The organism is Paradevosia shaoguanensis (assembly GCF_016801025.1).
Classification (GTDB): Bacteria; Pseudomonadota; Alphaproteobacteria; order Rhizobiales; family Devosiaceae; genus Paradevosia; species Paradevosia shaoguanensis.
Genome location: NZ_CP068983.1, coordinates 1,109,532 through 1,135,920 on the forward strand (window position 1 = coordinate 1,109,532; position 26,389 = coordinate 1,135,920).

Below are 26,389 nucleotides of genomic sequence, written 5' to 3' on the forward strand. Positions count from 1 at the left end.
AAACGAACGCCCATGACCCGTCTTTCCTCGACCTTTGCCGGTCTCACCTTCAAGAACCCGCTGATGGTCGGTTCGTGCTCGCTCACGGCCGATGCCGAATCCATCGAGACGCTGGTGCGCGCCGGCGCCGGCAGCATCGTCACCAAGACGATCTCGCCGGAAATCCGCGCCGGCCAGTCCGGCTTCAAGGCCGGGCGTTACGCCACCGGCTGGACCTGCAAGGCCGATCCCCGAGTCTCCCTGCCCCAGGCCGAAGCCTTGCTCAAGCGCCTGCGCCAGAGCACCGACGTGCCGTTGATCGTCAATGTCATCGGCCGCTCGGACAATGCCCAGGTCTGGGGCGAAACCTGCCAGCGCCTCGAAGCGGCAGGCGCCCACGCCATCGAACTCGATCTCAACTGCCATCCCGATGACGGGCTGGTGCTCGACGTTCCCAAGAACCTCTCGCTTTTCGACGACTTCTCCATCGGTCAGGAACCCGCCGCCAGCGCGCGCGTGACCAAGGCCGTCAAGACAGCCGTCTCGATCCCCGTCATCGCCAAGATGACGCTGCGTGCGCCCGATATCGTGGGCGTGGCCATGGCCTGCGAGGCGGCGGGTGCCGATGCCATCAGCGGCGTCAACATGCTGGGCGCCATTGGCGGCCTCGATGTCGAGAATGGCGGGGCCGGCTGCTTTGCCGGGTTCGACGATCTCGAAACCGGCCCGCTCCTTGGGCCGGAGCTCAGCGGCCTCGGCCGCAAGTATACCGCGCTCATCGGCAAGGCGACCAAGACGCCCTATATCAGCGGCAGCGGCGTGATGACCTGGCAGCACGTCATCGAGCGCATCCTGCTCGGCGCCTATTCGGTGCAGGTGGTCTCGGCCCTCTATTTCGATGGCCCCGATGTCATCGGCCGCTGGCTCAACCAGATCGAGCAATATCTCGATCGCCACAACCATGCCGACATCAACCAGATCCGCGGCACCGCCCTCGCCCGCTTCCGCGAGCGCAACAGCGCCGCCTATGTGCCGCAGGTGCCCTCGATCACCGACCCGGCGCGCTGGGCCGAAGTCTCCGGCGAGGTCTACGAGAAGAGCGCCATCGCCTGCAAATGCATCAGCCGCGAGGGCGCGCAGGTCTCCTTCGAAGCCCACAAATGCGTCGGCTGCGCGCTGCCGGCGTTCCATGCGCCCGACGCCGTGGCCATGGTTCCGGCCCGCTGACGGTCGATCAGGAGGGGAGAGAAATGCAAAGCAGCAAGAAACGTCTACTGGTCACCGGCGCCCCCGGCATCATCGGCAGCAACCTGGCGCGCCGGCTTCTCGAAGCGGGTTATGACGTGCGCACCACCGCGCTCACCGCCTGGCCGGAAGCGCCCTGCCAGCACACCATCACGGACCTGCGCGATTTCGGGCAGGCCGTCGAGGTCATCAACGGCAGCGACGCGGTCCTCCATCTCGCCGCCGTCCACAAGTCCGGCGTCCATACCGACGCCGAGACCTTCAATTCCAACGTGGTTTCGAGCTTCAACGTCATCCACGCCGCCGCGATGCTCGGCGTGGGCAAGGTCGTCTATGCCTCCTCGACCCATACGGCCGGCGCCTGGTGGACACCCGATTTCCACCCCGCCGATCTCCCGATCCGCGAAGCCGAGCAATACCGCCTGCCCGATACCTATGGCCTTTCCAAGCTCGCCATCGAGCAGGTCGTGCGCAACCAGCGCGCCTGGAACGGCACGCAGCTGGTCGGCCTGCGCTACGGCTATACCCATGAGGCCGAAGATTACGCGCAGATCGCGCGCATCTGGGAAAACCCGGCGGCCCGAGCCGCCAATCTCTGGAATTATGTCGATGGCCGCGACGTTTTCGCCGCCACCCGGCTGGCGCTCGAATCCGATGCCGCCAATGGCGAGGTCTTCAACGTCACCGCCGCCGATACCATCATGAACGTTCCTAGCCGCGACCTCGTCGCGCAGATGTTCCCCAATGCGCGGCTGGCCAACGACCTTCCCGAATTCGGCACGCTTTATTCCATTCAAAGCGCTCGCGAGAAGCTCGGCTACGAGCCGCAGCACTCGTGGCGCCATCACGTCTGAGGCCAGACGATGACGGAGAGTACGTTGAACGCAAGTATCGCGGGCAAACGGCAGGCGCGGGGCGCCAGGACCCGGGCCTGGCGACCGGAACTGCCGGGGTGGCTCGCCGCCCTGATGTCAGCGCCGATCGGCCTCTGCTTCCTGGCCCTGGTCTTCTATCCGATGGTCAAGCTGGTGATCGAATCCTTCGGCACCGGCAATCTCGATGCCTACTGGTCCGCCATGACCGATCCGGTCAAGCTGCGCGCCCTCGGCACCACGCTCTGGGTGAGCGCCGCCGTGATGGTCGTTTCGCTCATCCTTGCCTTCGTCATCGCCTGGTCGCTGCGCACCTCCAAGTCCGTCCTGCTGCGCTCGGCGCTCTGGGTCGGCCTGCTCATGCCGATGGCAATGAGCGCGGTGGTGCAGAACTACGTCTGGATCGTGATCCTCGGCCGCAACGGGGTACTCAACAGCCTCCTCAATTCTGTCGGCCTGCCCTCTATCGGCCTGCTCTATACGCCCGGCGCCGTCATCGTCGCCATGGTCTATACGCTGCTGCCCTTCGCGGTCTTTCCGCTGGTCGTCACCTTCAGCACCATTCCCAATCGCGTCCTGCAGGCTGCCGAAAGCCTTGGCGCCGGCTGGCTGACAACGATGCGCACGGTCGTGCTGCCGCTCTCGGTCCCCGGCCTCTTCATCACCGGCGTCCTCGTCTTCGTGCTCTCGCTCGGCTTTTACGTGACGCCCATCATCATGGGCGGGCCGCGCGCTACCTTCCTCGCCAAGGTCATCCAGGACGACCTGATGATGCGCTTTGACCGCCCGGGCGCCTCTGCGACCTCGGTCATCATGATGGTCGTGGCGCTCGGCATCGTTGCCCTCGCCATCCGCGTGGTCGGCCGCGAACGTTTCGAAAGGGCCCTGGGATGACCGAACAGCTCACCAAGAACCGCTGGGACACCGTCGGCCAGGCCACGTTCCGCGTCATCCAGATCCTGGCGATCATCTTCTGCATCGCCCCGGCGCTGATCGTCCTGCTCTATTCGTTCTACGAAGACGTGTTCATCAACTTCCCGCCGGTGCGTCCGGGCCTGGGGCTCTACGAGAACCTCTTCACGCAGAAGCGCTGGCTCGATGCGATCTGGGTCTCGTTCCTCATCTGCATTCCCGCGGCGCTGCTCACCGTGCTGCTGGTCGTGCCCGCCGCCATCGCCCTCGAACGCGCCAAGATTCGCAATCGCGACGCGCTCGAATTCACCGCGCTCATCCCGATGCTGATCCCGACCACTGCCTATGCGGTCGGCGTCTACATCATCTATCTCGAGGCCGGCCTCGTCGGGAATTACTGGGGCATCATCTTCACGGAATCGATCGTGGCTGCGCCGGCCTCGTTCCTCATCGTCCGTGCGGCCCTCCGCCGCCTGCCGCACAATCTCGACCAGGTGGCCATGTCGCTGGGCGCCTCGCGTCTAAAGGCACTGCTCGACGTCACCGTCCGGCTGCTCATCCCGGCCATGGCGGTCTCGACGCTCTTCGCCTTCATCCACGCGTTCAACGACGCGACGTTCATCGTTTTCCTCGCCGGTCCCGGCACGGCGACGGTCGCCAAGACCATCTTCGATGCCCTTGCCTATGCCATCGAGCCGGAAGTGGCGGCTCTCTCGGGCGTCTTCATGCTCTTCGTCATGCTGCTGGTCGTTATCGGCCAGGTCGTCCGCCGCAAAACCCAGCCTCGCTAACCCATTTCGTCCAGGGCAAAGACCATGCTTGAACTTATCGGTGTCACCAAGAAATACGGCGAGGTCGCTGCGGTCCAATCCTGCACGCTGACCGTCAATACCGGTGAATTCGTCACGCTGCTGGGTCCCAGCGGCTCGGGCAAGAGCACGCTGCTCAGCCTCATCGCCGGCTTCACCCCGCTTACCGAAGGCACGATGCTGCTCGACGGGCGCGACATTTCCCGCGTCTCCGCCGCCGAACGCGGCATTGGCGTGGTGTTCCAGAACTACGCGCTCTTCCCGCACATGACGATTTTCGAGAACGTCGCCTATGGCCTCCATCGCCGCCGCTGGACCACGGATCGCATCCGCCAGCGCGTCGAGGAAATGCTCGAACTGATCGGCCTGCCGCAGATCGCCAAGCGCCGCCCGGACCAGCTCTCGGGCGGCCAGCAGCAGCGCGTGGCGCTGGCCCGCGCTCTCGCCTTCCAGCCCTCGCTCCTCTTGATGGACGAGCCGCTGGGCGCCCTCGACCGCGAAATCCGCGACCAGATGCAGCAGGAAATCCGCCGCATCCACCGCGAGGCTCGCCCGAGCGTCGTCTACGTCACCCATAACCGCGAGGAAGCCTTCGCGCTTTCCGATCGCGTCGCCATCCTCGAATCCGGGCAGGTCCGCGCCTACGACACGGCGCACACGCTCTATACCCGCCCGGCCAACCGCTTCGTCGCCTCGTTCTTCGGCGCCCACCAGCTCTTTCCGGCCAAGGCCAAAGCCAGGGACGGCGCTCTGGAAGTCTCCGCGCTCGACACCACCGCCCGCATGACCGCCCCCGGCACGCCCGATGGCGATGTGCTGCTGGCGATCGGGGCGCGCGACATCATGCCGGCGAACGGGGCTGCGTCGGGCCTCAGCGTCCCGGTCAGGATCGATGACGTCGTCTATATGGGCGACACCACGCGCCTCATCTGCCGGCACGACCCCTCGTCCACCCGCATCATCTCGGAGGTGGATTCCCACCTGGCGCAGGGGCTCTCGATCGGCAGCGACACGGTGCTCGACGTGCGCCTCGAACGCGCCGCGCTGGTGGCCGCCTGACTTCGGACCCGGCTGTCCTCGACTACGCACAGGCAGGGCGAGCCGCGCGCGCCTGCCACCAAGGGTAGGGAAATGAAGACTCTGAAGCTAATGATGGCCACGGCCACCGCGCTAGCCGGCCTGTGGGGGGCCGCAGCGCCGGCCCAGGCCCAGCAACTGGTGGTCGCCACCTTCGGGGGCAAATCCCCCGAACACATGCGCGAGCACATCTTTGACGCTTTCACCGCCGACACCGGCATCAAGGTCGAGCAGGTCATCGTGCCCGGCAAGATGCTGGCCGGCATGCAGGCCCAGCAGGAGACCGGCAACGTCCAGTGGGACCTGACGACTTCCATTTCGGCCAGCGACTTCGCCACCATGAGCGCCCGCGGCTATCTCGCCGATCTTCCCGCCGACGTCCGTACGATCCTCGAGAAGGATTATGCCGTGGTGCGGCCCAACGGCTTCGCCAACAAGCGCGGCGCGCTGCTGATCGTCTGCAACAAGAAGGCGGTCGATGCCTGCCCGACGACAGCGGCCGAATTCCTCGACGTCGACAAATTCCCGGGCACGCGCTTCATGCCCAGCTTCCAGTTCCTCGAAGCTCTGGCCTTCGGCGCCTATGCCTCGGGCGTTCCGGCCGACAAGGTTTTCCCGCTCGATCTCGACCGCGCCATTGCCGCGCTCGAAAAGCTGCGGCCGACCATCGCGCAGTTCTACGACAATTCAACCACCGCCCGGCAGCTCCTGAGCAGCGGCGAGGTGCAGATGGGCCTGCTCTGGAACGGCATCCCGCCGCAGATCCTGGGCGAGGGTAACGTCAATGTCGATCTCGCCGTCTCCTGGGACGGAGCGGTGACCTACAACCAGTACACCGTCGTCTACAAGAACTCGCCCAACCAGGATTCCGCCTGGACCTTCATCAAGTGGCTCGATGCCCACCCGGACAATCTGGCGGCCTTCGCCAATGCCGATGGAACGGACACGGCCAACAAGGCGGCCTTCGCGCTGCAATCTCCTGAAATCCAGGCGTGGTCGCCTGAATCCGATCATGGCGCGACGACCGTCGAGGTCGACACCGAATGGTACATGGGCGCGGGCGAGATCAAGGATCGCATCGACGCTTTCTGGAAGAGCTACATCAACTAAGGCAGAGGGGAAATTGCCATGTCGATGAATAAACTAGCCATCCTGCCGGTATTGGGGCTGCTGCTGTCCGCCGCCCCGGTCTTGGCCGAGAATCTCGTCGTCGCCAGCTATGGGGGCAAGACCCCCGAGCACTGGCGCACCTATGTGTTCGACGCCTTCACGGCCGATACCGGCATCACGGTCGAACAGGTCATCGTGCCCGGCAAGATCGTCGCCGGCATGCAGGCGCAGCAGCAGACCGGCAAGGTGCAGTGGGATATCTCCACGTCCCTCGCCGCCAGCGACTTCGCCACCCTCGCCGCCGCGGGCTACCTCGCGAAGGTTCCCGACGACGTCAAGCAGGAGCTCTCGGCCAATTACGGGCTCATCAGCGATTACGGCGTCGCCTCCAAGACCGGCGCGCTCATGATCATCTGCAACAAGAAGGCCGTAGAGAAGTGCCCGACGACCGCTGCCGAGATGATGGATGTCGAGAACTTCCCGGGCACGCGCTTCATGCCCAATTTCCAGCCGCTCGAAGCGCTGACCTTTGCCGCCTATGCCTCGGGCGTGGCGCCTGACGCCATCTATCCGCTCGATGTCGACCGCGCCATTGCCGAGCTCAACAAGATCCGCCCGTCCATCGCCCAGTTCTACGACAACTCAACCACCGCACGGCAGCTGCTGAGCAGCGGCGAGGTGGTGATGGGCCTCCTCTGGAACGGCATCCCGCCGCAGATCCTGGGCGAGGGCAATGTGAACGTCGACCTCCAGGTCTCCTGGGATGGCGCGGTGACCTATAGCCAGTGGACCGCGGTCTACAACAACGGCCCCAATACCGAGACCGCCTGGAAGTTCCTCAAGTGGCTCAACACCCATCCGGAAGCGGTGGCCGCCTATGCGTCGGCGGAAGGCACCGATACGGCCAACAAGGCGGCCTTCGCCCTCCAGACCGAAGAGATCAAGGAATGGTCGCCGGTCAAGGATCACGGCGTGCCGACGCTGCCGGTCAACACCGAGTGGTACATGGCCGCCGGCGACACCAAGACCAAAATCGATGAGTTCTGGAAGAACTACATAAACTGACCTCCCCCGGGTCAGAGCCTCCAGGCGGCACTCTCTTTCGCCTGGGGGCCACTCCATTTCCAAGCAGTTCGGACCATGTTGCAACCGCGCTCCTATCTGGCCGGGTGGCTCGGCTTTTTCATCGTTTCCTATGATGGGGCGCTGGCTTCGGTCGTGCTCGCGCCGGCCTTTGGCTATTTCCTGCCCGCCGATGCCGATCCGCTGACCATCGGCGCGATCCTGCTGACGGTCTTCAATGCCAGCCGTATCGGCCGCCCGCTCGGCGCGCTGCTTTTCGGGCGCATGGTCGATCGCGGCGGCGTCGTGCCGGCGGCCTCCGTCTCGGCCAGCGGCTACGCCATCCTCACCGTCGCCACCGGCCTCCTCCCGGGTTTTGCGACCGTCGGCTACTGGAGCCTCGGCCTCCTTATCGGCCTGCGTGCCTTGACCGGCATCTTCCTAGCCGGCCAGGCCGTTGCCTTCGGCCCCAATCTCGTGCGCGCCGCGCCGCCCGCGAAACGCTGGCTGGTCGGCGCCATGCTGCCCACGGGCTCGCCCGCCTCCTATATCTGCGCGAGCCTGCTGACGCTTCTGGTCCTGGCCGTCGCGCCTGCCGCCGGCCCGGATTCGCCCTATGTCCTCTGGGGCTGGCGCGTCGCCTTCTGGACTGCCGCCGCCATTTCCGCCGGCAGCTTCGTGCTGGCCCTCATGGCCGGCCGCGCCGGCGAAGTGACCAAGGTCACCACGGCGCCAGTCGCAGAACGCCCGGCTCGCAGCGGCGTGTTCCTGCGCGTGCTGCTGCTGCTCTCGGGCATCCAGATCGTCCTGAGCACCGCCGTCGCCTCGCTGCCCGGCTATCTCATCCATGCGCGCCACTACGACGCCACGGCCATCACCTGGGCGGTACTCGTCGCCTATGCGCTCATGGTCCTCGCCTATTTCACCACCGGGCTGCTCAGCTCGCGGCTGGGCGCCTCGAAAGTCTTCATCGGCTGGGCGATCGTGGCGACCATCCTCAGCGTCGCCACCCTGCAATTCCTCAACGTCCTGCCGCCGGGCGAGCATATCGGCCTCGCCATTGCCGGGCTCATCGCCGTCACCATCGTCAGCCTCTCGGTGGCCGGGTTCATGCATACCTATTCGATCGAGGCCTTTTCCTCCTCGGTCGTGGCGACCGGCTACGGCACCGCCCGCAGCCTTTCCGAATTCGTGCCCGTGCTTTCGGGTCTCTACCTCATGGGCCTCGGCTTCATCGTCGGCGACGCCGCCGCGCCTGCTGCCCTCCTCGCCATTGGCGGGTGCCTCGTCATCGCGGGCGCGCTGCTCGTCGACCGGCACCGCAATACCCCACTCCTTCCTTCAACCACACAGGATGCAACATGAGCTATTTCAAGACAGGCACAGGCCGGCGCGTATTGGTCACCGGCTCGGCCGGCTTTGCAGCGCCCGGGATCATCAAGGAACTCCTCGAAGCCGGCTATTGGGTCACGACCTCCGACCGTGAGCTCGATCCCAACAGCCCCGGCCGCCACATCGTAGCCGATCTCTGCAATTTCGGCGAAGTCACCGAGCTGGTCGAAGGCTTCGATACCATCGTGCACCTGGCGGCCACGCGCATGGCCGGCGTGCGACCGGCTTCGGCGACGTTCGAGAACAACATGATCTCGACCTACAACATCTTCCGCGCCGCCTCGATGATGGGCGTCCGCCGCGTCATCTGGGCGTCCTCGTGCGGCATCATGGGCAGCCCCATGGGCGACATTTCCGAGACCGGCTGGGCCTCGGGTGTCCTGCGCCCCGAAGCGCGCGCCGTGCCGACCAAGCTGCCCTATGTCGAGGAGGACGATCCGCGTCCGATGACGACCTATCACACCTCCAAGGTCATGTGCGAATGGCTCGCCAAGCAGACCCAGCTCTGGGGCACCGACACGACCTTCGTGTCCCTGCGCTACGGCAACATGTGCTACCCGGAGATGTACGAGGAGTTCCGCTATAGCTGGGCGCATCCGGAGGCCCGCTTCTACCACCTCTGGAACTATGTCGACATGCGCGACGCCGCCCAGGCCTGCCGCCTCGCCATCGAGGCCGACATCAAGGGCGCGCAGGAATATTTCATCACCGCCGAGGACACGTTCATGAACGTGCCGAGCCGCGATCTGGTGAAGCAGTATTTCCCCGGTGCCACCGTCAACAACGAGCTGGCCGAATACGGCACGCTCCTCTCCATCGACAAGGCCCGCCGCGAGCTGGGCTACGCGCCCAAATATTCCTGGCGCAACGTCATGGAACTCGACTGAGCCCACGAGCGGCCGGCGGCAACCCCGCCGGCCGTTTGCTTTCCGTACTGTCGTCCCACGAGGCCTAGGGTCCGTACTCACTTGCACCGGTAGATGAGGTTGCGATGGCCGCCCCACCCACCGAACTTCCCCGGACTTGATCCGGGGCCCATTGCACCCCTCCACTCGAGTGGAGGTATCCGTGGGCCCCGGCTCTGCGGCCGGGGAAGTAAGGTGGTTGTGGGCGCGGCAGACGGACAGCGCTTCCGTTGGAATCTCTCGGATGGGGCGATAAGCGCTCTGCGGGCGCCGGGACTTATTGAGTACGGCGGCAAGTTATCCCCCTCCCCGCAGCCCGGGATAAACTGCCAGAGCCCTGCTCGCCGCTTTCGGCCCGCATGGCTCCACCCAGGTCAAAAAAGAGGATTTCTTGAAAGCCGCTCAAATCGTCGCAAAACCCGCGAAACATTCGCAAAGATTGCCCAAAATTGAGTCAAAATTTAACGATTTGGGGAGTGCCAGAACCCATAAGATCGTTATAAATCAATATATTGAGCAGGATCAGGCCTGCTGAAAAGGTGCAAAAAAGCACTTCCTTTTCGCGGCACATCTTCAAACAGCACAGTTCCGAGGAGGAGCGGGGCCTGAAGCCCCGCCGTCCGACCCGAAGCAAAACCTAGGCGTTCTGCTTCATATGCCGCCCCGGACGGAGCTTGCGCTGGGCCTGCACCTGCTTGGCGCGGTTCTTCCCTACCTCGCCGAACGCCACGTCGCGGCTGCGCAGGTATTGTTCCGGCCAGCGCTGGCCATGCGCGCCGTACCAGGCCTGGGCCTGGCGCACGAAATAGGGGCTCCAGAGGAGCGTCCGCGCCAGCGCCACGAGATCGGCGCGTCGGGTATGGACGAGCGTATTGATCTGGCCCGGCTCGGTGACGCCGCCCACGAGGATCGTCGGCACCTTGGTGACGTTCCGGATCGCCTCGGAGAGGTGCATGTTGTACATGCGCCCGCGCAGCGGCGGTTGCTTCGAGATCGTCCCGCCGCTCGAGACGTCGACGATGTCGCAACCCGCTGCCTGGAAGGCGAGCGCGATCGCGAAGGTATCTTCTTCGGTGATGCCACCCTCGACCCAGTCGGAAGCCGAGATGCGCACCGACATCGGCCGCTCCCTGGGCCAGGCCGCCCGCATGGCGGTGAACACTTCCAGCGGAAAGCGCAGCCGGTTCTCGATGGACCCGCCATACTCATCCGTCCGCAGGTTGGTGAGCGGAGAGAGGAACGAGGCCAGGAGGAACCCGTGCGCCGCCTGGAGTTCGATGAGGTCGAACCCGACCCGCGCCGCACGTTCGGTCGCCTGCACGAAGTCGGCGATGATGGCATCCATGCCGGCGCGGTCGAGTTCGCGCGGCGTATCGCTCACCCCCTCGATCCAGGGGAGCGGGGAGGCAGAGACCAGCGGCCAGTTGCCTTCGGTGAGGGGGTTGAACGGCTTTTCCCAGCCGCGCTGGGTCGAGCCCTTGCGCCCGGCATGGCCAAGCTGCAGGCCGACCTTGGTGTCGGTGTTCTGGTGGGCAAAGTCCACCACGCGCTTCCACTGTGCCTCGTGCTCGTCGGTCCAGAGGCCCGGGCAATTGGCGGTGATGCGCGCATCGGCGCTCGGCGCCGTGGTCTCGACCAGCATCAGACCCACGCCGCCCAGGGCATGGGACATGTAATGGGCATAGTGCCAGTCGGTGAGGTTGCCGGCTTCGTCGGCCGAGTACTGGCCCATCGGCGACATCACCACGCGATTGATGAGTTCGAGTTCGCCGACCTTATAGGGCGTGAACATCGCCGTCGGTCGCGTCTCGGCATAGTCCCCGCCGCCCTCGGCCTTGAGCCGCGCATAGAACGCGTCATCGACTTCGCGGATGAAATCCGCGTCGCGCACCTGCAGGTTATCATAGGTGATCGCCTTGGCCCGGCACATCACCACCATGGCGAACTGCATCGGATCCATGTCGAAGGAACGGCCCATATGCTCGAACCAGGCAAGCGACACGTCGGCATTGTGCTGGGTGATCTGGCACTGCGTACGCCGTGCCTTGTCGTAGGCTTCGAACGCCGCTTCGACATTCTGCTCGGCATGCGCCACGACGGCGTCGGAAAGCGCGATGCCGCATTCCATGGCGAGCTTGGTGCCCGAGCCGATCGAGAAGTGCGCCGAGGCCTTCGCGTCGCCCAGGATCACGATGTTCTCGTGGTACCAGTTCTCGCAGAAGATGCGCGGGAACTTGCGCCAGTGCGAGCGGTTGAGCAGCAGCGGGTGGCCTTCGAGCTCGTCGGCATAGATCGCCTCGAGCTTGGCTCTGGAATCCTCTTCGTCGGTCTCGACAAACCCGTGGCCCTGCCAGCAGGCCTCGTCCATCTCGAAGATCCAGGTCGAGCGGCCTTCCTCATACTCGTAGGTATGGGCGCAGATGACGCCGTGCTCGGTTTCCTTGAAGAAGTAATTGAACTCGTCCATCGGACGGGTCGAGCCCATCCACACGAAGCGGTTGGCCTTCCATTCGAGCGTGGGCTTGAAGAAGTCCTTGTAGTGCTCGCGGATCGGCGAATTGATGCCGTCGGCGGCCACGATGATGTCGGAATCGGCGAAGCGCGTCTTGACCTGAGAGGCGTCTACCCGCTCGCCGAACGTCAGCATCACGCCCTCTTCGGCGCAGCGCTCCTGCAGCGTCTTGAGCAGGTTCTTGCGCGACAAGCCGCAGAAGCCATTGCCCGAGCAGCGGATTTCGTTGCCCTTGTAGTGGATTCCAATGTCGTCCCAGTACGAGAATTCGTCGCGAATGCGCTCGTAGGACTTCGGATCGCGCGAGAGAAACTCTTCCAGCGTCTCGTCCGAGAACACCACGCCGAAGCCGAAACTGTCGAGCGGCTGGTTCTGCTCGTAGATTTCGATCTGCCAGTCCGGCCGCGCGCGCTTGGTCAGCAGCGCGAAATAGAGGCCGCCCGGGCCACCGCCAACGATGGTGATCTTCATGTTCGAGACTCGCGTTCCGCAGGGGTCGATATCAATTACTTTAAGTCTAAACTATATTCCGATCAAGCCATCTCTTTAGGTTTGAAACAAAAAGCGCCCGACCCTTGCGGACCGGACGCCAAAGCTCCAGCAATGGGCGGGAACTCAGCCGCGCGTGACGCCGAGCCGGCGCGCATCGGCGGCCCGCGCCGCACGCTCATAGATCTCGGACACCTTCATCAGCGTGTCGCGCGCCTTGCGCACGTCGTCTTCGAGCGCCGGGTCGGCCACATAGGCCTGGATCAGCTCGACCTGCCGCACATCGGCATAGTCATCCGTCACCCGCCGTCCGAGGTCCGTGACCTCGTAGAGCACGCCCGAGCGCCCGCTCCCCTTGCGGGTGATGAGGCCCGCCTTGAGGAACTTGCGCAGGCTGTACTGGATATTGGCGATATCCGTGCGATTGCCGATCGCGGCAAGGTCGTGAATGTTCTTGGGGCGGTCGTCCATGCGGATCATGTGCAGCAGCGCATTCTCCGGGCCGGTCGCCGAAAAGTCCGTCACCGCCGACAGGCAGGCCGATTGCCAGCGTCCGAAACTCTCGAACGCCGCCATGATGGAAATCTCGAGCTCCGCCAGCGCCGACTCGTGCGTGTCGCGCGCCAGGTGCCAGGGATGGAACGAAGCCTCTGAATTGTCTGGGCTTTTCTTGCCGGTATCGCGCCGCGCCAATCTATCTCTCCGCGAAGTCGTCCGCTTCTCGCCCAAAGTCGCATTGCGATCCAATAGAATTTACGATAGACTTTCTATCATAAAATTCTTCTTGGAGGGAGAACGTAATGACAACAAAGAAGAATCCCCCGATTCTGGAACGAGATCAATTCCTGCTCGGCTCGTTCGCCAGCAACTGCTCGGGCGGCATGTCCGTCACCAAGGTTCCCGATCGCTGGGACGCTAGCTGGGAAAGCAACCTCACCCTCGCCAAGATGCTCGACGAAGCCGGTATCGACTTCATGCTCCCGATCGCCCGCTGGATCGGTTATGGCGGCGAAACCAACTTCCACGGCCATGTGCTCGAAACCATGACCTGGGCGGCGGGCCTGCTCGCCAACACCCAGAACCTCACGGTCTTCTCGACCATCCACACCGTCGCCAACCTGCCCGTCGTCGTCGCCAAGCAGATCGCCACGCTCGACGCCATCTCCAAGGGCCGCGCCGGCCTCAATATCGTGGCGGGCTGGAACAAGCCGGAATACGAAGCGCTCGGCCTCAACCTCCCCGAGGACCACATCTCGCGCTACGGCTACGCGCAGGAATGGTTCGACGTCATCAAGAAGCTCTGGTCGCACGACGGCACCTTCGATTGGGAAGGCGAGTATTTCAAGCTCAAGGCCGTCCATTCCGATCCCAAGCCGCAGGTGAACGTGCCGATCCTCAACGCCGCCGGTTCCTCGGAAGGCCGCGAGTTCGCCGTGCGCAACGCCAACTTCCTCTTCACCCCGGCCATCGATCTCGAACGCTCCAAGGTCGAGACCGCCAAGCTGCGCGAGCAGGCCAAGGCCGCCGGGCGCGACGTGGGCATCCTCACCATCGCTCTCGTCTCCTGTGCCCCGACCGAAAAGGAAGCGCAGGACCATTACAACTACTTCTACGAGAACTCGGATTGGGAAGCGGTCGACAACCTCGTCAACCTGCAATTCGCCCACGCCCAGTCCTTCCCGCACGATCTCCTGAAGCTCATCCGCGACCGCATGGCCTCCGGCCATGGCGCCTATCCGCTGATCGGCACGCCCGAGCAGGTCGCGCAGGGCTTCGTCGATCTTGCCGAGGCCGGTTTCTCCGGCACGACCATCGCGTTCCTCGACTGGAACAAGGAGTTCCCGTACTTCCGCGACAACGTACTGCCGATCCTCGAGGAAAAGGGCCTGCGCAAGCCGTTCGTTCGGCAGTAGCGCGCCCCCGGCCGAGCGCGGCAATGCCGGTTGTCCCGCGCTCGGCTTCTTCGCTTCCAGATGGAAACCTCACCGGGAATCGTGCCTGAGGGGGCCGGTTCCCGAACCGTACGCGGAGGGCGTCATGGTTCTCGACGAATTGTTCAACATCCGCGATCTCGTGGATTGGGAAGTCCCCGACGACGACTTCAAGCGCGCCATGCGCGCCTTTGTCGGCAGCGTCTGCGTCATCACCGTCGGCGAGGGCGAGGAGCGCTCCGGCCTCACCGCCACTTCGGTCATTTCGCTCTCGGCCGAGCCGCCCCGCATGCTCTTCTGCGTCAACCGCTCGGCCTCGGCCTGGCCGCTGCTCGACAAGTACAAGCGCTTCGGCATCAACGCCCTGGCGAGCGAGCAGCAGCACATCGCCGACCGCTTCGCCGGACGGGACGGGGCCAAGGGCGCTGCCCGCTATGCCAATGCCGATTGGCTGACGCTCTCGACCGGTGCCCCCATACTCGCAGACGCCCTCGTCGCCTTCGATTGCGAGCTCGAAGAGCGCATCGACCGTCACACGCATTCCATCGTCATCGCCAAGGTCATCGAATTGCGCACCCGCGCCGATGCCCCCGCCCTCGTCTATGGTCAGGGCATTTACGACAGCGTTGGAGGCAAAAGCTGATGCAGGACTTTTCCGAACTCGATCCCGGCACCTTCTGGCGGGTCCTCGGCTCGCGTGCCGTCGGCATGACGCTGGTGACGAGCGGGCAAGGCGACAGCCGCGCCGGCCTCATCGCGCTCTCGGCCGCCCATGTCAGCGCAGCGCCGCCGACGCTCCTCGCCTCGGTGGAAGGCTCCACCTCCGCCCTTGCCACCATCCGCGACACCGGCGCCTTCGCCATCAACTTCCTCGCCAGCATCGACCGCCCGGTGCATGACCGCTTTCATCCCAAAAGCGGCATCAAGGGTGCGGAGCGGTTCGAGGACGCACATTGGGGTCAGCTCAAGACCGGCTCGCCGGTGCTCAACGACGCCATCGGCGCCTTCGATTGCGAGCTTCTCGAAATCATCGAGCGCGACAATGTCGCCATCTGCCTCGGCCGTGCCGTCGCGGCACGGGTGGGGGACGGCGACCCGCTGGTCTTCTTCAAGGGCAGGTTCGGTGGCTGGGTCGGCGCGGACAATTAGCAGACCTCTAAGGGAGGACCTGCTAAGAGCGCCCCAGGACAAGACTGGAGGCGGCGCCGACCATGCCCCGCGACATGCATTACTACGAACCGGCGAACGGGCACGGGCTCAGGCACGATCCCTTCAACGCCATCGTCGCGCCGCGCCCGATCGGCTGGATCTCCTCGATGAGCGCGGCAGGCCACCTCAACCTCGCGCCCTTCAGCTTCTTCAACGCCTTCAACTACGTGCCGCCGATCATAGGCTTCGCCACGGTGGGCCCCAAGGACACGCTGGCCAATGTCCGCGAGACGAAGGAGTTCTGCTGGAACCTCGCAACGCGCCCGCTGGCCGAGGCCATGAACGCGACCTCGGCGAGCGTGGCACGCGAGGTGGACGAGTTCGCCCTGTCAGGGTTGACGCCGCAGTCGTCGAGCGTGGTGAAGGTGCCGCATGTGGCGGAGGCCCCCGTCGTCTTCGAGTGCAGAATGACGCAGATCGTCCAGCTCAAGACCGCGGCCGGCGCCGACGTTCCGACCTGGGTGACGTTCGGCGAGGTGGTGGCGGTGCATATCGAACGCTCGCTCATCAGCGAGGGCGTCTACCAGACCGCGGCCGCGCAGCCGATCATGCGAGCGGGCGGACGGGGCGACTATTTCGAGCTGCGGCCCGAAGGCTATTTCGAAATGATCCGCCCGCGCTAGCCGAGCTACTCCGCCGCTGCTGCCGCGCGGCGCAGGCCGACCTCGATCAGCTCGCCCGTGCGCCGGTAGTGCTCGGCAAGCCGCTCGACCGCCAGGTTCGCGTCGCGCTTGAGCGTGGCGTCCATCAGGTCGGCATGTTCCTTCATCACGTCGCGCGGGCCGCCGGCGCCGCGCAGTTCGCCCGAAAGCGTCGGGCGGCGATAGCGTTCGGTGCGGGTATAGAGCTGCCCGGCAATATGCAGCAGCGAGGGCGAGCCGCAGGCCGAGATCAGCGCGTGATGGAACGCCTGGTGGCGGTCCTCGAGCGCCTTGTCGAACTGCCCCTCGACCGCTTCGTGCTTTTCCACTGCCTTGCTCAGCGCGTGGAAGCTCGCCACCACCCGCGCTTCCCAATCGACGTCGCCACCCGCAATCGCGCGCCGCAGCGCTTCCGATTCGACCAGCGTGCGGATGCCGATCAGGTCCCACATTTCATCGAGCGAGACCGAAGCCACGCGGAAACCGCGCAGCGATGCGAGCTCGGTCAGCCGGTCGCCCGACAACCGCGTCAATGCTTCGCGCAGCGGCGAAAAACTCAGGCCGTACCGATCCTTGAGCGCCGCCAGCCGCAACGGCTCGCCGGGCGAAAACACGCCGTTGAGGATGTCGTCCTGGATCAGGCGATAGGCCCGGTCGGCAAGGGAGGCGTCGTCGTCTCGGGCAGTCTCGGTCATGGCCATGGTTCGATGCGTCGCTATTGGCACTTCTGGCATTTACTAGATCGCCTCGAATTTCCGCAAGTCAACGGATTTTATAAAATCATGTTGACGTTCGAAACGATAGCTCTATTCTGAAACCAAGGCTCAGCAAGGGAGACCGCACATGACTGCTGCGAGAGAGAACCACCGGGAGGCCGTAGCCGGCCGTTCGGACGTCGAGGATACCGCCGAGCTCCTCGCCTACTACGATGACCTGGAGCGCCTGAAGGCTGGCGCGCTCTGGACCATCGCCAACAAGATCGAGCCCTGGGAGCCTGTCTCCCGGTATTCGCCCGTGCTCTGGCCGTATAAGGAAATGCGCGGCCACGTCCTGCGCGCCATCGATCTGGTGACCCCGGAAAAGGCCGGCCGCCGCGTGATCTATCTCAACAATCCGGGCGCCGGCGACCGCGCCGCCTGCGTGGGCGGCATCTATTCGGGCCTGCAGGTGATGAAGGCCGGCGAGACCGCCTCGGCCCATGCCCACTCGACCTCGGCCATGCGCTTCATCATGGAAGGCAAGGGCGCCTATACGATCGTCGACGGCCACAAGATGACCCTTGGTGCCAACGACCTCGTCCTCACCCCCAACGGCACCTGGCACGAGCACGGCATCGATCCCGATGGCACCACCTGCATCTGGCAGGATTGCCTGGATATCCCGCTGGTCAATTCGCTCGAAGCCAATTTCTATGCCGTCCACCCGGACCTGCACCAGAAGGTCGGCTTCGCGGTTGACGACACCAAGTACACCTTTGGTGCGCCGGGTCTGCAGCCCCAGGTTTCCTGGGAGAAGCGCTATTCCCCGCTCTACAAGTACGAGTGGGGCCCGACCTACGAAGCGCTGGTGAAGTATTCCAAGGTCACCGACGGATCGCCCTATGACGGCATCCTAATGAACTACGTCAACCCGCTCAACAACGGCCCGGTCATGCTGACCCTTGGCGCCTCGATGCAGCTTCTGCGTCCGGGCGAAAAGACCAAGGCCCACCGCCATACCGGCAACGTCATCTATCAGGTGGCCAAGGGCTCGGGCACTTCGATCATCAACGGCAAGCGCTTCGACTGGCAGGAGAAGGATATCTTCTGCGTGCCGTCCTGGATGTTCCACGAACATGCCAACGGCTCGGCCAGCGACGATGCATGCCTCTTCGCCTTCAACGACTTCCCGGTGATGAACGCCCTCGGCCTCTACCGCGAGGAAGGGTACGGCGACAACGGCGGCCACCAGAAGATCGAAGCCTAAGACACCTATCCATGGGCGCCTCCCTTCGGGGAGGTGCCCTAGACATCCAAGGGGGCGACCAGGGCATTGCGAGGCCCTGCCCCGATAAAAGAACAAGGTCCAAACACATGCGTCTCGTTACTTACCGCAGCGGCCCAGCCGCCGCCGGCCGCCTTGGTGCGCTCGTCGGTGATCTGGTCATCGACATCGAAGCCCTGGGCGCCGCCTACGAAATCGTGCTGCCCAGCGACATGCTCTCCTTCATCGACCTGGGTCCTGCTGCGCTCGATACGACCCGCAAGCTGCTCGAAGATGCGGAGGACGACTGGCCGGTTGGCGCCGCTTTCTATGCCTCGAACGTCAAGCTGCTGGCCCCCATTCCGCGCCCGCGCAAGAACATCTTCGGCATTGGCCTCAACTACGTCGAGCACGTCGCCGAATCCGCGCGCTCGCTCGATACCTCCAAGGACCTGCCCAAGCAGCCGGTGATCTTCTCCAAGCCCCCGACCGCCGTTTGCGGCCCCGGCGATTCCATCGAGCACAATGCCAAGCTCACCCAGCAGCTCGATTGGGAAGTCGAACTGGCCGTGGTCATGGGCCGCAAGGCCAAGCGCGTCGAGGAAGCCGACGCCCTCAACTACGTCTTCGGCTATACCGTCCTCATCGACTTCTCGGCCCGCGATTGCCGCCGTGCCGGCCAGTGGATCGTCTCCAAGGGCCAGGACACCTATGCCCCGATGGGCCCCTGCATCGTGACCGCCGACGAGATCGAGAACCCGCACGATCTCGACCTCTGGCTCACCGTCAACGGCGTCACCAAGCAGTCGTCCAACACCAGGCATATGCTGTTCAAGGTCCCGACGCTCATCTCCGACATCAGCCAGGGCATGACGCTCGAGCCCGGCGACATCATCGCCACCGGCACGCCCGATGGCGTCGGCGCCGGCCGCAGCCCGCAGGAATGGCTCTGGCCCGGTGACGTGGTCGAAGCCGGCGTCGATGGCATCGGCAAGCTGCGCCACTCGATCATCGCCGTCTGACGCAACGCCGCCTCGCAAACACAAGGACAAGCTGAAATGGGCCTCTTTCCCAAATTCACCGCCGCCGCCGTCCAGACCGCTCCGGTGTTCCTCGACCCGGCGGCCACGACCGAAAAGGCTTGCTCCCTCATCCGCGAGGCGGCCTCCAACGGGGCAAGGCTCGTCGCCTTCCCCGAGGTCTTCATCTCGGCCTATCCCTACTGGAGCTGGATCATGTCGCCCATCGAGGGCGGCCCCTGGTTCCAGAAGCTCTATGAAGGCTCGGTCGAAGTCCCCGGCCCCGAAATCGCGGCCATCGCCGCCACCGCGCGCGAATGCGGCGTCAACGTCGTGATCGGCGTCAACGAGCGCACCCGCGAGAGCCACGGCACGCTCTACAACACCCTCGTCACCATCGGTTCGGACGGCAAGATCCTCAACCGCCACCGCAAGCTCGTGCCCACCTGGGCCGAGAAGCTGAGCTGGGCGGGCGGAGACGGCTCGACCCTCCAGGTCCACGACACCGATATCGGCCGTCTCGGCTCCCTCGCCTGCGGCGAGAACACCAATACGCTCGCCCGCTTCACCCTTCTCGCCCAGGGCGAGATGGTGCACGTGGCCAGCTACATCTCGCTGCCGGTCGCCCCGCCCGACTACGATATGGCCGAAGCCATCAAGCTGCGCGCCGCTGCCCACAGCTTCGAAGGCAAGGTTTTCACCGTCGTCGCCTGCTCGACCATCTCGGAGGAGATCATCGAGGCCGTGACCGTCAACCACCCGGAAGCCCGCCCGCTCCTCGAACGCAAGAGCAGCGCTTTTTCGGGCATTCTCGGCCCGGATGGCCGCGTGGTCGGCGAAGGGCTCGTGGACGATGAAGGCATCGTCTATGCCGAGATCGACCTCAACAAGTGCATCCAGCCCAAGCAGATGCACGACATCACCGGCCATTATAACCGCTTCGACGTCTTTGACCTGCGGGTGAACCGCCGCACCAATTCTCGCGTCTCCTGGTCGGGCGAACCCGCCGCCGACTGGCGCCTCGCCAATGGCGAAGCCGCGCCCGACGAAGCCTGATCCTTTCTTTCCGGAGCACTCCCAAGTGTCAAAACTCAACTACCGCATCGGCCAGATCGTGCCCTCGTCCAACACCACGATGGAAACCGAGATTCCGGCGCTGCTCAACGCCCGCATGCTCGATTTCCCCGAGCGCTTCACCTTCCACTCCTCGCGCATGCGCATGAAGAAGGTGGTCAAGGAAGAGCTTGAGGCGATGGACCGCGACAGCGACCGCTGCGCCGCCGAACTCTCGGATGCCCGCGTCGACGTGCTCGGCTATGCCTGCCTCGTCGCCATCATGAGCATGGGCCACGGCTACCATCGCACCTCGCAGGCCCGCCTGCGTCAGGTAACCGCCGACAACGGCGCCGACGCTCCCGTCGTCACCAGCGCCGGTGCGCTGGTCGAGGGCCTGCATACGCTCGGCGCCAAGAAGATCGCCGTCGTCTGCCCCTACCTCAAGCCGCTGACCCAGCTCGTGGTCGATTACATCGAGGCCGAAGGCATCGCGGTGAAGGATTACGTGGCCCTCGAGATCCCCGACAATCTTGAAGTCGGCATCCAGGACCCCAAGAACCTGCTGGAGATCTACAAGCGCCTCGACCTCAAGGGCGTCGACGCGCTGGTGCTTTCGGCCTGCGTGCAGATGCCTTCGCTCCCGGCCATCGCCCAGGTCGAACAGGAAACCGGCATCCCGGTGCTCTCCGCTTCGATCGCCACGACCTACCAGATGCTGAAAGGCCTGAACCTGGAAACCCGCATTCCCAATGCCGGGGCACTGCTTTCAGGCAAGTACTGAGGGTTTTGCGCCCGGGCTCACCCCCTCCCCACAAGGGGAAGGGTGGGAGCCTTGGGCGGGATCGAGCTACAAACCCCACCCTCCCCCTTGTAGGGAGGGTTAGGGAGGGGGACGGCCAAAAACTCCGTCCCTACTCCTCTTCCTGCAGCGCCTTGCGTGCCGAGACCTTCGCTTTGCCCAGCAGCCCGAGCAATGCCCGCGTGTCCTCTGCGCTCAACCCCGCGAACATCTCACCGATCCAGGCCTCATGCGCCGCTGCCATCCTGGCGAAATAGGCGCGCCCCTCTGCCGTCATGCGGATGATCTGCACGCGCCGATCCTTGGGGTCGGCGGTGCGCGTGATGTAGCCCTCGGTCGACAACCGATCGACGATCGCCGTGATATTGCCCGCCGAGACCATCAGGCGCTTGGAGATCTCGCCCAGCACCAGCCCATCATCGACGCGGTAAAGCTGGGACAGCAGATCGAAGCGCGGCAGCGTGATGTCGAACTCGCGCGTCAGCCGCCGGCGCACCTCCGCTTCCACGATCCGCGAGGCCGAGAACAGCCGCAGCCACAGCCGCAGCGGATCGTGATGATCGGCAGGGGCATCCACGATCTTGGTTTCGGCGTCAATCCATACGCCGCTGGCGTCGCTGACCATATGTCATTCCCTGAGAGCAGTAAGTCTTAAAGAGGTAGGCAGTTTTGCTTGAGGTCTCAACCATCTCGCCTCGCGTCGGGCCGTGCAACTGTCGTAGCCTCGTTGCCAACCGCTTTCTAATTACTTTAGACTTGAAGCAATTGGCTAAAGATGCGAGAAAACCGGCATAGAGCCTTTCGGAGTCGATTGCGTTATGAGCCGTGCCGTTCCCATCACCCAGGACCAGTTACCCATCAGCGCCTGGAGCAAGATCGTGCCGATCCATTTCGGCCAGTGCGACCCGGCCGGCATCGTCTACACGCCCAACTTCTTCGACATCTTCAATACGGTGATGGAAGACTGGTTCTCCGAGCACCTGGGCATCGACTACCACGCCATCATCCGCGACCGCCGTATCGGCATGGGCTACGCCCACGCCGCCTCCGACTTCTTCATCCCGGTGCTGATGAGCGAGCGGCTGGAAGTCTTCGTCATCGTCAAGCGCGTCGGCAATGCCTCCTATACACTCAACCTCCACGCCATGAAGGGCGGCAAGGAAGCGGTGCGCGGCGAGTTCGTGGCGGTGACCACCTCGCTTGAAACCCACAAGCCCATCGGCATGCCCGATGACATCAAGACCGCCCTGGTGCGCTATGAGGCGGCGCAAGAGGGGTTTGTCGCGGTGGCTGCGCGGTAACGCGGCCCGGCCTCCTCCCTCCGGGGAGTCCCCTCACCGCCCTACCGGGCACCCTCTCCCCGACGGGGCGAGCGTTTTCGCCGTGGCACCGCCCGAGCGAAAAACACCACCCACCGCGCAACGCGCCTACCGCGCTTCCCCCAACTACCTTACTTCCCCGGACTTGATCCGGGGCCTATTGCACCGCTCCACTCGAGTGGAGGCATCCGTAGGCCCCGGCTCTGCGGCCGGGGGAAGTTAAGTGGTTGGGGCGCAGTGAAATGCAGTGGGGACGCGGCGTAATGCCGAAAACCGCCGCCTCACCCCAGAAAAGCGAACGGACCGAACGCGCCCCCGCCGTTCGGTCCGTTCTGCGTAGGGCGATCCATGCGATCGAGCCCCGCGCATCCGTCTGGTGTCATCAGGCGGCTGTTGTCTCAAGCCAATCCTGCGACACGATCGGCAAAGGAATCGCATCGATCAGGGCTCGCGTATAGGCGTGCTGTGGATTGGCGAACACCTTTTCGCATTCGCCCTCTTCCACCACCACGCCGCCATTGAGCACGTAGACGCGATGGCAGAGCGCGCGGATCACCGAAAGGTCGTGGCTGATAAAGGCCATCGACATCCCGATTTCGGCGCAAAGCTCCTTGAGCAATTGCAGCACCCGCGCCTGGGTGGAGACGTCCTGCCCCGAGACGATCTCGTCGGCGAGCACGAAGCTGGGCCGCAACATCACCGCGCGGGCAATGCCGACGCGCTGGCGCTGGCCGCCCGAGAGTTCGTGCGGATAGCGCCCGAGCACCACCTGCGGCAGCCCCACGCGATCGAGCACCTCGGCGATCCGCACCAGGGCCGTCGCCTTGTCCGGCGCGATGCCGTGGAGGAGAATAGGTTTGGAGAGGATGGTCCCGATGGTCTGGCGCGGATTGAGCGAGGACATCGGGTCCTGAAAGATCATCTGCATCTGCCGGCGCAGCGCGATTTCGCCGCCCGGAAACGCACTGAGCGGCTTGCCCTCGAACAGCACCGCGCCGCCGGTCGCCGGTTGCAGGCCCAGGAGCGCGCGGCCGAGCGTAGTCTTGCCGGAGCCCGATTCACCGACGATGCCGACGATCTCGCCGCGCCCGATGCCGACATTGACACCCTTGAGCACCCGCAGCGGCTGCGCCTGACGGCCCAGGAACGAGCGCTTCTGCCCGAATTCCACCACCAGGTCGCGCGTTTCGACCAGAAGATTGTCAGCCATGGCGAGCCCCCTGGTTGTCGAAACTGGCGATTTCGGCGCGGCAGGCCGCGATCACCGCATCGTCGATCGGGTGCAGTCCCGCCGACGGATTGTCATAGCGCGGGCTGGCCGCGATGAGCGCCCGCGTATAGGCGTGGCGCGGCGTCGAAAAAATCTGCTCGGCCACGCCCTGCTCCATCACCTTGCCCTGGAACAGCAACGTCACCTCGTCGCAAAGCTGGGCGACGACGCCGAGGTCGTGCGTCACGAACAGCACCGCCGTACCGTGTTCGGCCTGCATGGTCTTCAAGAGCTTGAGCTCCTGCTTCTGCACCGTCACGTCGAGCGCCGTGGTCGGCTCGTCCGCGATCAGCAGGCGCGGCTGCAGCGCAAAGGCCGAGGCGATCAGCACGCGCTGGCGCATGCCCCCCGAAAGCTGGTGCGGAAAGCTCTCCATGACGCGTTTGGGGTCGCGGATGGCGACCTGGTCGAGGAGTTCGAGCCCACGGGCCGCGGCGGCCTTGCCGCTCAGCCCTTTCCACATCTTGAGGCCGTCGGTGAGCTGGTCGCCGATCTTGCGGCCCGGATTGAGCGCGGTCAGCGGGTCCTGCGGAATGAGCGCGATCTGCGAGCCCACGAACCGGCGCTTTTCGCGCTCGGGCATGTTGATGAGATCATGCCCATCGAGCTGCACGCTGCCTTCCGTGACGGTGACGCTCGATGCCAGAATGCCCAGGATCGCCTTGGAGATGGTCGACTTGCCCGCCCCGCTCTCGCCCACCAGACCCTGGATACGGCCATTGTCGAGGCTGAGCGACACGTCGCGCAGGATCGGCTTGCTGTCTCGGCGCGAGACGGCCGAGAGGTTGGAAATCGTCAGAAGCGGCTTGCTCATCGCTGCATCACCGGGTCGAGCGTGCGGCGCAGTCCCTCGCCGAGCTGGTTGAAGGCAAGGACGGTGGCGAAGAGCCCGACCAGCGGCAGCGCGAACACCCACCAGGCCTGGTAAATGATGGTACGCCCCTGCGCGATCATGCCGCCCCAGGTCGGCGTATCGGACGATACCGAAAGGCCAACGAAAGAAAGAATAGCCTCGATCACCACGGCCAGACCGAGTTCGAGCGTGAAAAGCCCGAGCACGGTCCACAGCACGTTGGGCAGGATTTCGCCCGCCAAGATACGGAAGTCGTTGAAACCCAGCACCCGGCCCGCCGTCACGTAGTCGGCATTGCGCTGCGCCTGCGTCTCGGCGCGCACCACGCGGGCAAAGCGCGTCCAGTCGATGATGGCGATGGCAAAGATCACCGAATGCACGCCTGAGCCGAGAATGGCGACGATGAGGATCGAGAGCAGCACGGCGGGGAACGCCATCCAGATTTCGATGAGGCGCGAGACCACTGCATCCACCCAGCCGCCGAAATAGCCGGCGAGGAGACCGACAAGCGTGCCGACAACCGCCGCGATGATGGCCGAGGCGAAGGCGACGGTCAGCGCGATCCGCGTCCCGAAGATGAAGCGCGAAAGCACGTCGCGGCCGAGATCGTCGGTGCCCAGCCAATAGCCCGGCTCCGCGCCCTGCATCCAGGCCGGCGGATAGAGCCCGAGCATCAGGTCCTGCTCCAACGGATCATGCGGCGCGATCCAGGGCGCGAAGACTGCCAGAACGATCAGCACCAGGATGAAGCCGCCGCCGATGATGACCTTCGGGTCGCGCAGCAGCGCGCGCAAGGTTGGCCCGAAAGCGCGTTTGGTGGGAATGGCCGATGCGGCCGTATTGGTCATGTGCACAGCGTCAGCCACGGCTGAGCCTCGGATTAAGGGCGACGACCAGCAGGTCCACCGCCAGATTGATGAGAATGAACAGCACGCCGAACATCAGGATCAGGCCCTGGATCAGCGGAAAATCGCGGTTGATCACGGCGTCGATGGCCATGTTGCCGAGGCCCGGATAGGAGAAGATCTTCTCGATGATGACGGTGCCGCCGATGAGGAAGGTGAACTGCACGCCGGTCAGCGCCAGCGTCGGGCCGACCGCATTTCGCAACGCTTCGCCCAGCACCAGCCGGCGTTCGCTCATGCCCTTGACCCGGGCCAGCACCACATAGTCCTGCATCATGGCTTCGCCGAGCGCTTCCTTGAGCACGCGCGCGATGATCGCCGCCAGCGGCAAAGCGAGGGCGAAAACCGGCATCAGCATGTGCGAGAACACGTCCCACACCACGCCCCAGCGCCCGGTGAGAATTGCCTCGATGAGATAGAAATTGGTGACGAACACCGTCCCTGCCGCCGGGTCGTTCCGGCCCGAAAGCGGCAGGATCGGGAAGGCGACGCCGAGCAGCAGCACGAAGGCCAGGGCCCAGACGAATTCGGGCACCGTCAGCAATAGACTGTTGGCGCCGTCGAGCGCCGAGGCGCCCCAGCTCTTGCGCAATAGCGTCGAGGCCACGGCCATCACGCCGCCCAGCAGCACCGCGATGATCAGCGCCGCCACCGCCAGTTCCAGCGTCGCCGGCAGGCGCTCGGCCAGGAGCGAAATCACGCTGACCTGCCGCGAGATGGAAGTGCCGAAATCGCCCTGCAGGAAATTGGTAAGCCAGATCCAGAACTGCATGGGCAGCGACTGGTCGAGCCCGTATTTGGCCTTGAGGGCCAGGATGTCGGTTTCGCTGGCGCCCGGTCCGATCATCATGGCGATCGGGTTGCCGGGGGCGACCCGCAGCAGGACGAAAACTACTATTGCTACGCCAAGGAGGGTAATCGCCCCCATTGCGACGCGCTTGAGAATGGCCGAGATCATCGGTCGCATGCTCCCTCTGCTGCACTAAGGTTAGTCACGCTCGATCCGGTTCCCCGTCCGGATCGGCGACAGAAAGGCCGGGCCCGCAGGCCCGACCCCTTTA

The 26,389-nt window shown here is 64.5% G+C and carries 26 protein-coding genes; 18 read left to right on the forward strand and 8 right to left on the reverse strand.

Going from position 1 to position 26,389, the window contains the following annotated elements:
• Window positions 1-12 precede the first annotated feature (12 nt).
• From JNE37_RS05090 to JNE37_RS05130, 9 genes are all read left to right on the forward strand, one after another.
• Entirely contained in the window at window positions 13-1,206 is a 1,194-nt protein-coding gene (locus JNE37_RS05090; protein WP_203065530.1) for a dihydroorotate dehydrogenase, read from the forward strand.
• 23 nt (window positions 1,207-1,229) lie between these two features.
• Entirely contained in the window at window positions 1,230-2,078 is an 849-nt protein-coding gene (locus JNE37_RS05095) for an NAD-dependent epimerase/dehydratase family protein (RefSeq protein WP_203065531.1), read from the forward strand.
• A gap of 24 nt (window positions 2,079-2,102) precedes the next feature.
• Entirely contained in the window at window positions 2,103-2,990 is an 888-nt protein-coding gene (locus tag JNE37_RS05100) for an ABC transporter permease (protein ID WP_203065532.1), read from the forward strand.
• Window positions 2,987-3,799, forward strand: coding sequence for an ABC transporter permease (locus JNE37_RS05105; protein ID WP_203065533.1), 813 nt, complete (start codon window positions 2,987-2,989; stop codon window positions 3,797-3,799). The genes JNE37_RS05100 and JNE37_RS05105 overlap by 4 nt, the downstream gene beginning before the upstream one ends.
• Before the next feature lie 24 nt (window positions 3,800-3,823).
• Window positions 3,824-4,876 carry an ABC transporter ATP-binding protein gene (locus JNE37_RS05110; protein ID WP_203065534.1) on the forward strand — a complete coding sequence of 351 codons (1,053 nt, stop codon included), beginning with the start codon at window positions 3,824-3,826 and terminating at the stop codon, window positions 4,874-4,876.
• Between the two features lie 72 nt (window positions 4,877-4,948).
• Window positions 4,949-6,004 (forward strand): extracellular solute-binding protein, encoded by a 1,056-nt coding sequence (locus JNE37_RS05115; protein WP_203065535.1) that lies wholly within the window; start codon window positions 4,949-4,951, stop codon window positions 6,002-6,004.
• 18 nt (window positions 6,005-6,022) lie between these two features.
• Complete coding sequence (locus tag JNE37_RS05120) at window positions 6,023-7,069, forward strand: extracellular solute-binding protein (protein WP_203065536.1); 1,047 nt, start codon at window positions 6,023-6,025, stop codon at window positions 7,067-7,069.
• Between the two features lie 75 nt (window positions 7,070-7,144).
• Window positions 7,145-8,431: an MFS transporter gene (locus JNE37_RS05125; protein WP_203065537.1), complete on the forward strand. Its 1,287-nt coding sequence runs from the start codon at window positions 7,145-7,147 to the stop codon at window positions 8,429-8,431.
• Window positions 8,428-9,345, forward strand: a complete 918-nt coding sequence (locus JNE37_RS05130; protein ID WP_035090536.1) for an NAD-dependent epimerase/dehydratase family protein — start codon at window positions 8,428-8,430, stop codon at window positions 9,343-9,345. Before JNE37_RS05125 ends, JNE37_RS05130 begins: the two co-directional genes overlap by 4 nt.
• Before the next feature lie 655 nt (window positions 9,346-10,000).
• On the opposite strand, the gene JNE37_RS05135 is transcribed toward JNE37_RS05130, so the two are convergent.
• Together JNE37_RS05135 and JNE37_RS05140 are read right to left on the reverse strand one after the other, a co-directional pair.
• Window positions 10,001-12,346 carry an oxidoreductase gene (locus tag JNE37_RS05135; protein WP_203065538.1) on the reverse strand — a complete coding sequence of 782 codons (2,346 nt, stop codon included), beginning with the start codon at window positions 12,344-12,346 and terminating at the stop codon, window positions 10,001-10,003.
• 144 nt (window positions 12,347-12,490) lie between these two features.
• Window positions 12,491-13,057 carry a winged helix DNA-binding protein gene (locus tag JNE37_RS05140; RefSeq protein ID WP_203065539.1) on the reverse strand — a complete coding sequence of 189 codons (567 nt, stop codon included), beginning with the start codon at window positions 13,055-13,057 and terminating at the stop codon, window positions 12,491-12,493.
• A 107-nt stretch (window positions 13,058-13,164) separates the two neighbouring features.
• On the opposite strand from JNE37_RS05140, the gene JNE37_RS05145 reads away from it, so the two are divergent.
• The 4 genes from JNE37_RS05145 to JNE37_RS05160 all read left to right on the forward strand — a co-directional run bounded on the left by JNE37_RS05145 (window position 13,165) and on the right by JNE37_RS05160 (window position 16,127).
• On the forward strand, window positions 13,165-14,277 hold the full coding sequence (locus JNE37_RS05145) for an LLM class flavin-dependent oxidoreductase (RefSeq protein ID WP_203065540.1): 1,113 nt from the start codon (window positions 13,165-13,167) through the stop codon (window positions 14,275-14,277).
• Window positions 14,278-14,401: 124 nt separating this feature from the next.
• Complete coding sequence (locus JNE37_RS05150) at window positions 14,402-14,938, forward strand: flavin reductase family protein (protein ID WP_203065541.1); 537 nt, start codon at window positions 14,402-14,404, stop codon at window positions 14,936-14,938.
• Entirely contained in the window at window positions 14,938-15,444 is a 507-nt protein-coding gene (locus tag JNE37_RS05155; RefSeq protein ID WP_203065542.1) for a flavin reductase family protein, read from the forward strand. Before JNE37_RS05150 ends, JNE37_RS05155 begins: the two co-directional genes overlap by 1 nt.
• A gap of 62 nt (window positions 15,445-15,506) precedes the next feature.
• Window positions 15,507-16,127 (forward strand): flavin reductase family protein, encoded by a 621-nt coding sequence (locus JNE37_RS05160; RefSeq protein ID WP_203065543.1) that lies wholly within the window; start codon window positions 15,507-15,509, stop codon window positions 16,125-16,127.
• 5 nt (window positions 16,128-16,132) lie between these two features.
• On the opposite strand, the gene JNE37_RS05165 is transcribed toward JNE37_RS05160, so the two are convergent.
• The gene (locus tag JNE37_RS05165; RefSeq protein WP_156046332.1) at window positions 16,133-16,840 is read right to left on the reverse strand and encodes an FCD domain-containing protein; all 708 of its coding nucleotides are present in this window, start codon (window positions 16,838-16,840) and stop codon (window positions 16,133-16,135) included.
• A gap of 148 nt (window positions 16,841-16,988) precedes the next feature.
• On the opposite strand from JNE37_RS05165, the gene JNE37_RS05170 reads away from it, so the two are divergent.
• The 4 genes from JNE37_RS05170 (at window position 16,989) to JNE37_RS05185 (ending at window position 20,963) form a co-directional block, all read left to right on the forward strand.
• Window positions 16,989-18,110 carry a cupin domain-containing protein gene (locus tag JNE37_RS05170; RefSeq protein ID WP_203065544.1) on the forward strand — a complete coding sequence of 374 codons (1,122 nt, stop codon included), beginning with the start codon at window positions 16,989-16,991 and terminating at the stop codon, window positions 18,108-18,110.
• A 107-nt stretch (window positions 18,111-18,217) separates the two neighbouring features.
• Window positions 18,218-19,129 (forward strand): fumarylacetoacetate hydrolase family protein, encoded by a 912-nt coding sequence (locus JNE37_RS05175; protein ID WP_203065545.1) that lies wholly within the window; start codon window positions 18,218-18,220, stop codon window positions 19,127-19,129.
• A 36-nt stretch (window positions 19,130-19,165) separates the two neighbouring features.
• Window positions 19,166-20,182 carry a carbon-nitrogen hydrolase family protein gene (locus JNE37_RS05180; protein ID WP_052015165.1) on the forward strand — a complete coding sequence of 339 codons (1,017 nt, stop codon included), beginning with the start codon at window positions 19,166-19,168 and terminating at the stop codon, window positions 20,180-20,182.
• A 79-nt stretch (window positions 20,183-20,261) separates the two neighbouring features.
• Window positions 20,262-20,963: a maleate cis-trans isomerase family protein gene (locus JNE37_RS05185; RefSeq protein WP_203066326.1), complete on the forward strand. Its 702-nt coding sequence runs from the start codon at window positions 20,262-20,264 to the stop codon at window positions 20,961-20,963.
• Between the two features lie 130 nt (window positions 20,964-21,093).
• Here the strand turns inward: JNE37_RS05185 and JNE37_RS05190 are convergent, their stop codons facing one another.
• Window positions 21,094-21,606 (reverse strand): MarR family winged helix-turn-helix transcriptional regulator, encoded by a 513-nt coding sequence (locus tag JNE37_RS05190; protein ID WP_203065546.1) that lies wholly within the window; start codon window positions 21,604-21,606, stop codon window positions 21,094-21,096.
• 193 nt (window positions 21,607-21,799) lie between these two features.
• On the opposite strand from JNE37_RS05190, the gene JNE37_RS05195 reads away from it, so the two are divergent.
• Entirely contained in the window at window positions 21,800-22,282 is a 483-nt protein-coding gene (locus tag JNE37_RS05195) for an acyl-CoA thioesterase (protein ID WP_203065547.1), read from the forward strand.
• Between the two features lie 400 nt (window positions 22,283-22,682).
• On the opposite strand, the gene JNE37_RS05200 is transcribed toward JNE37_RS05195, so the two are convergent.
• The 4 genes from JNE37_RS05200 to JNE37_RS05215 are packed head-to-tail and all read right to left on the reverse strand — an operon-like array spanning window position 22,683 to window position 26,286.
• A complete protein-coding gene (locus tag JNE37_RS05200; protein ID WP_203065548.1) occupies window positions 22,683-23,510 on the reverse strand; it encodes an ATP-binding cassette domain-containing protein in 828 nt (275 codons plus the stop codon).
• Complete coding sequence (locus JNE37_RS05205; RefSeq protein WP_203065549.1) at window positions 23,503-24,384, reverse strand: ABC transporter ATP-binding protein; 882 nt, start codon at window positions 24,382-24,384, stop codon at window positions 23,503-23,505. The genes JNE37_RS05200 and JNE37_RS05205 overlap by 8 nt, the downstream gene beginning before the upstream one ends.
• On the reverse strand, window positions 24,381-25,271 hold the full coding sequence (locus JNE37_RS05210) for an ABC transporter permease (RefSeq protein ID WP_203066327.1): 891 nt from the start codon (window positions 25,269-25,271) through the stop codon (window positions 24,381-24,383). Before JNE37_RS05210 ends, JNE37_RS05205 begins: the two co-directional genes overlap by 4 nt.
• 10 nt (window positions 25,272-25,281) lie before the next feature.
• Complete coding sequence (locus JNE37_RS05215; protein ID WP_203066328.1) at window positions 25,282-26,286, reverse strand: ABC transporter permease; 1,005 nt, start codon at window positions 26,284-26,286, stop codon at window positions 25,282-25,284.
• Window positions 26,287-26,389: the final 103 nt, after the last annotated feature.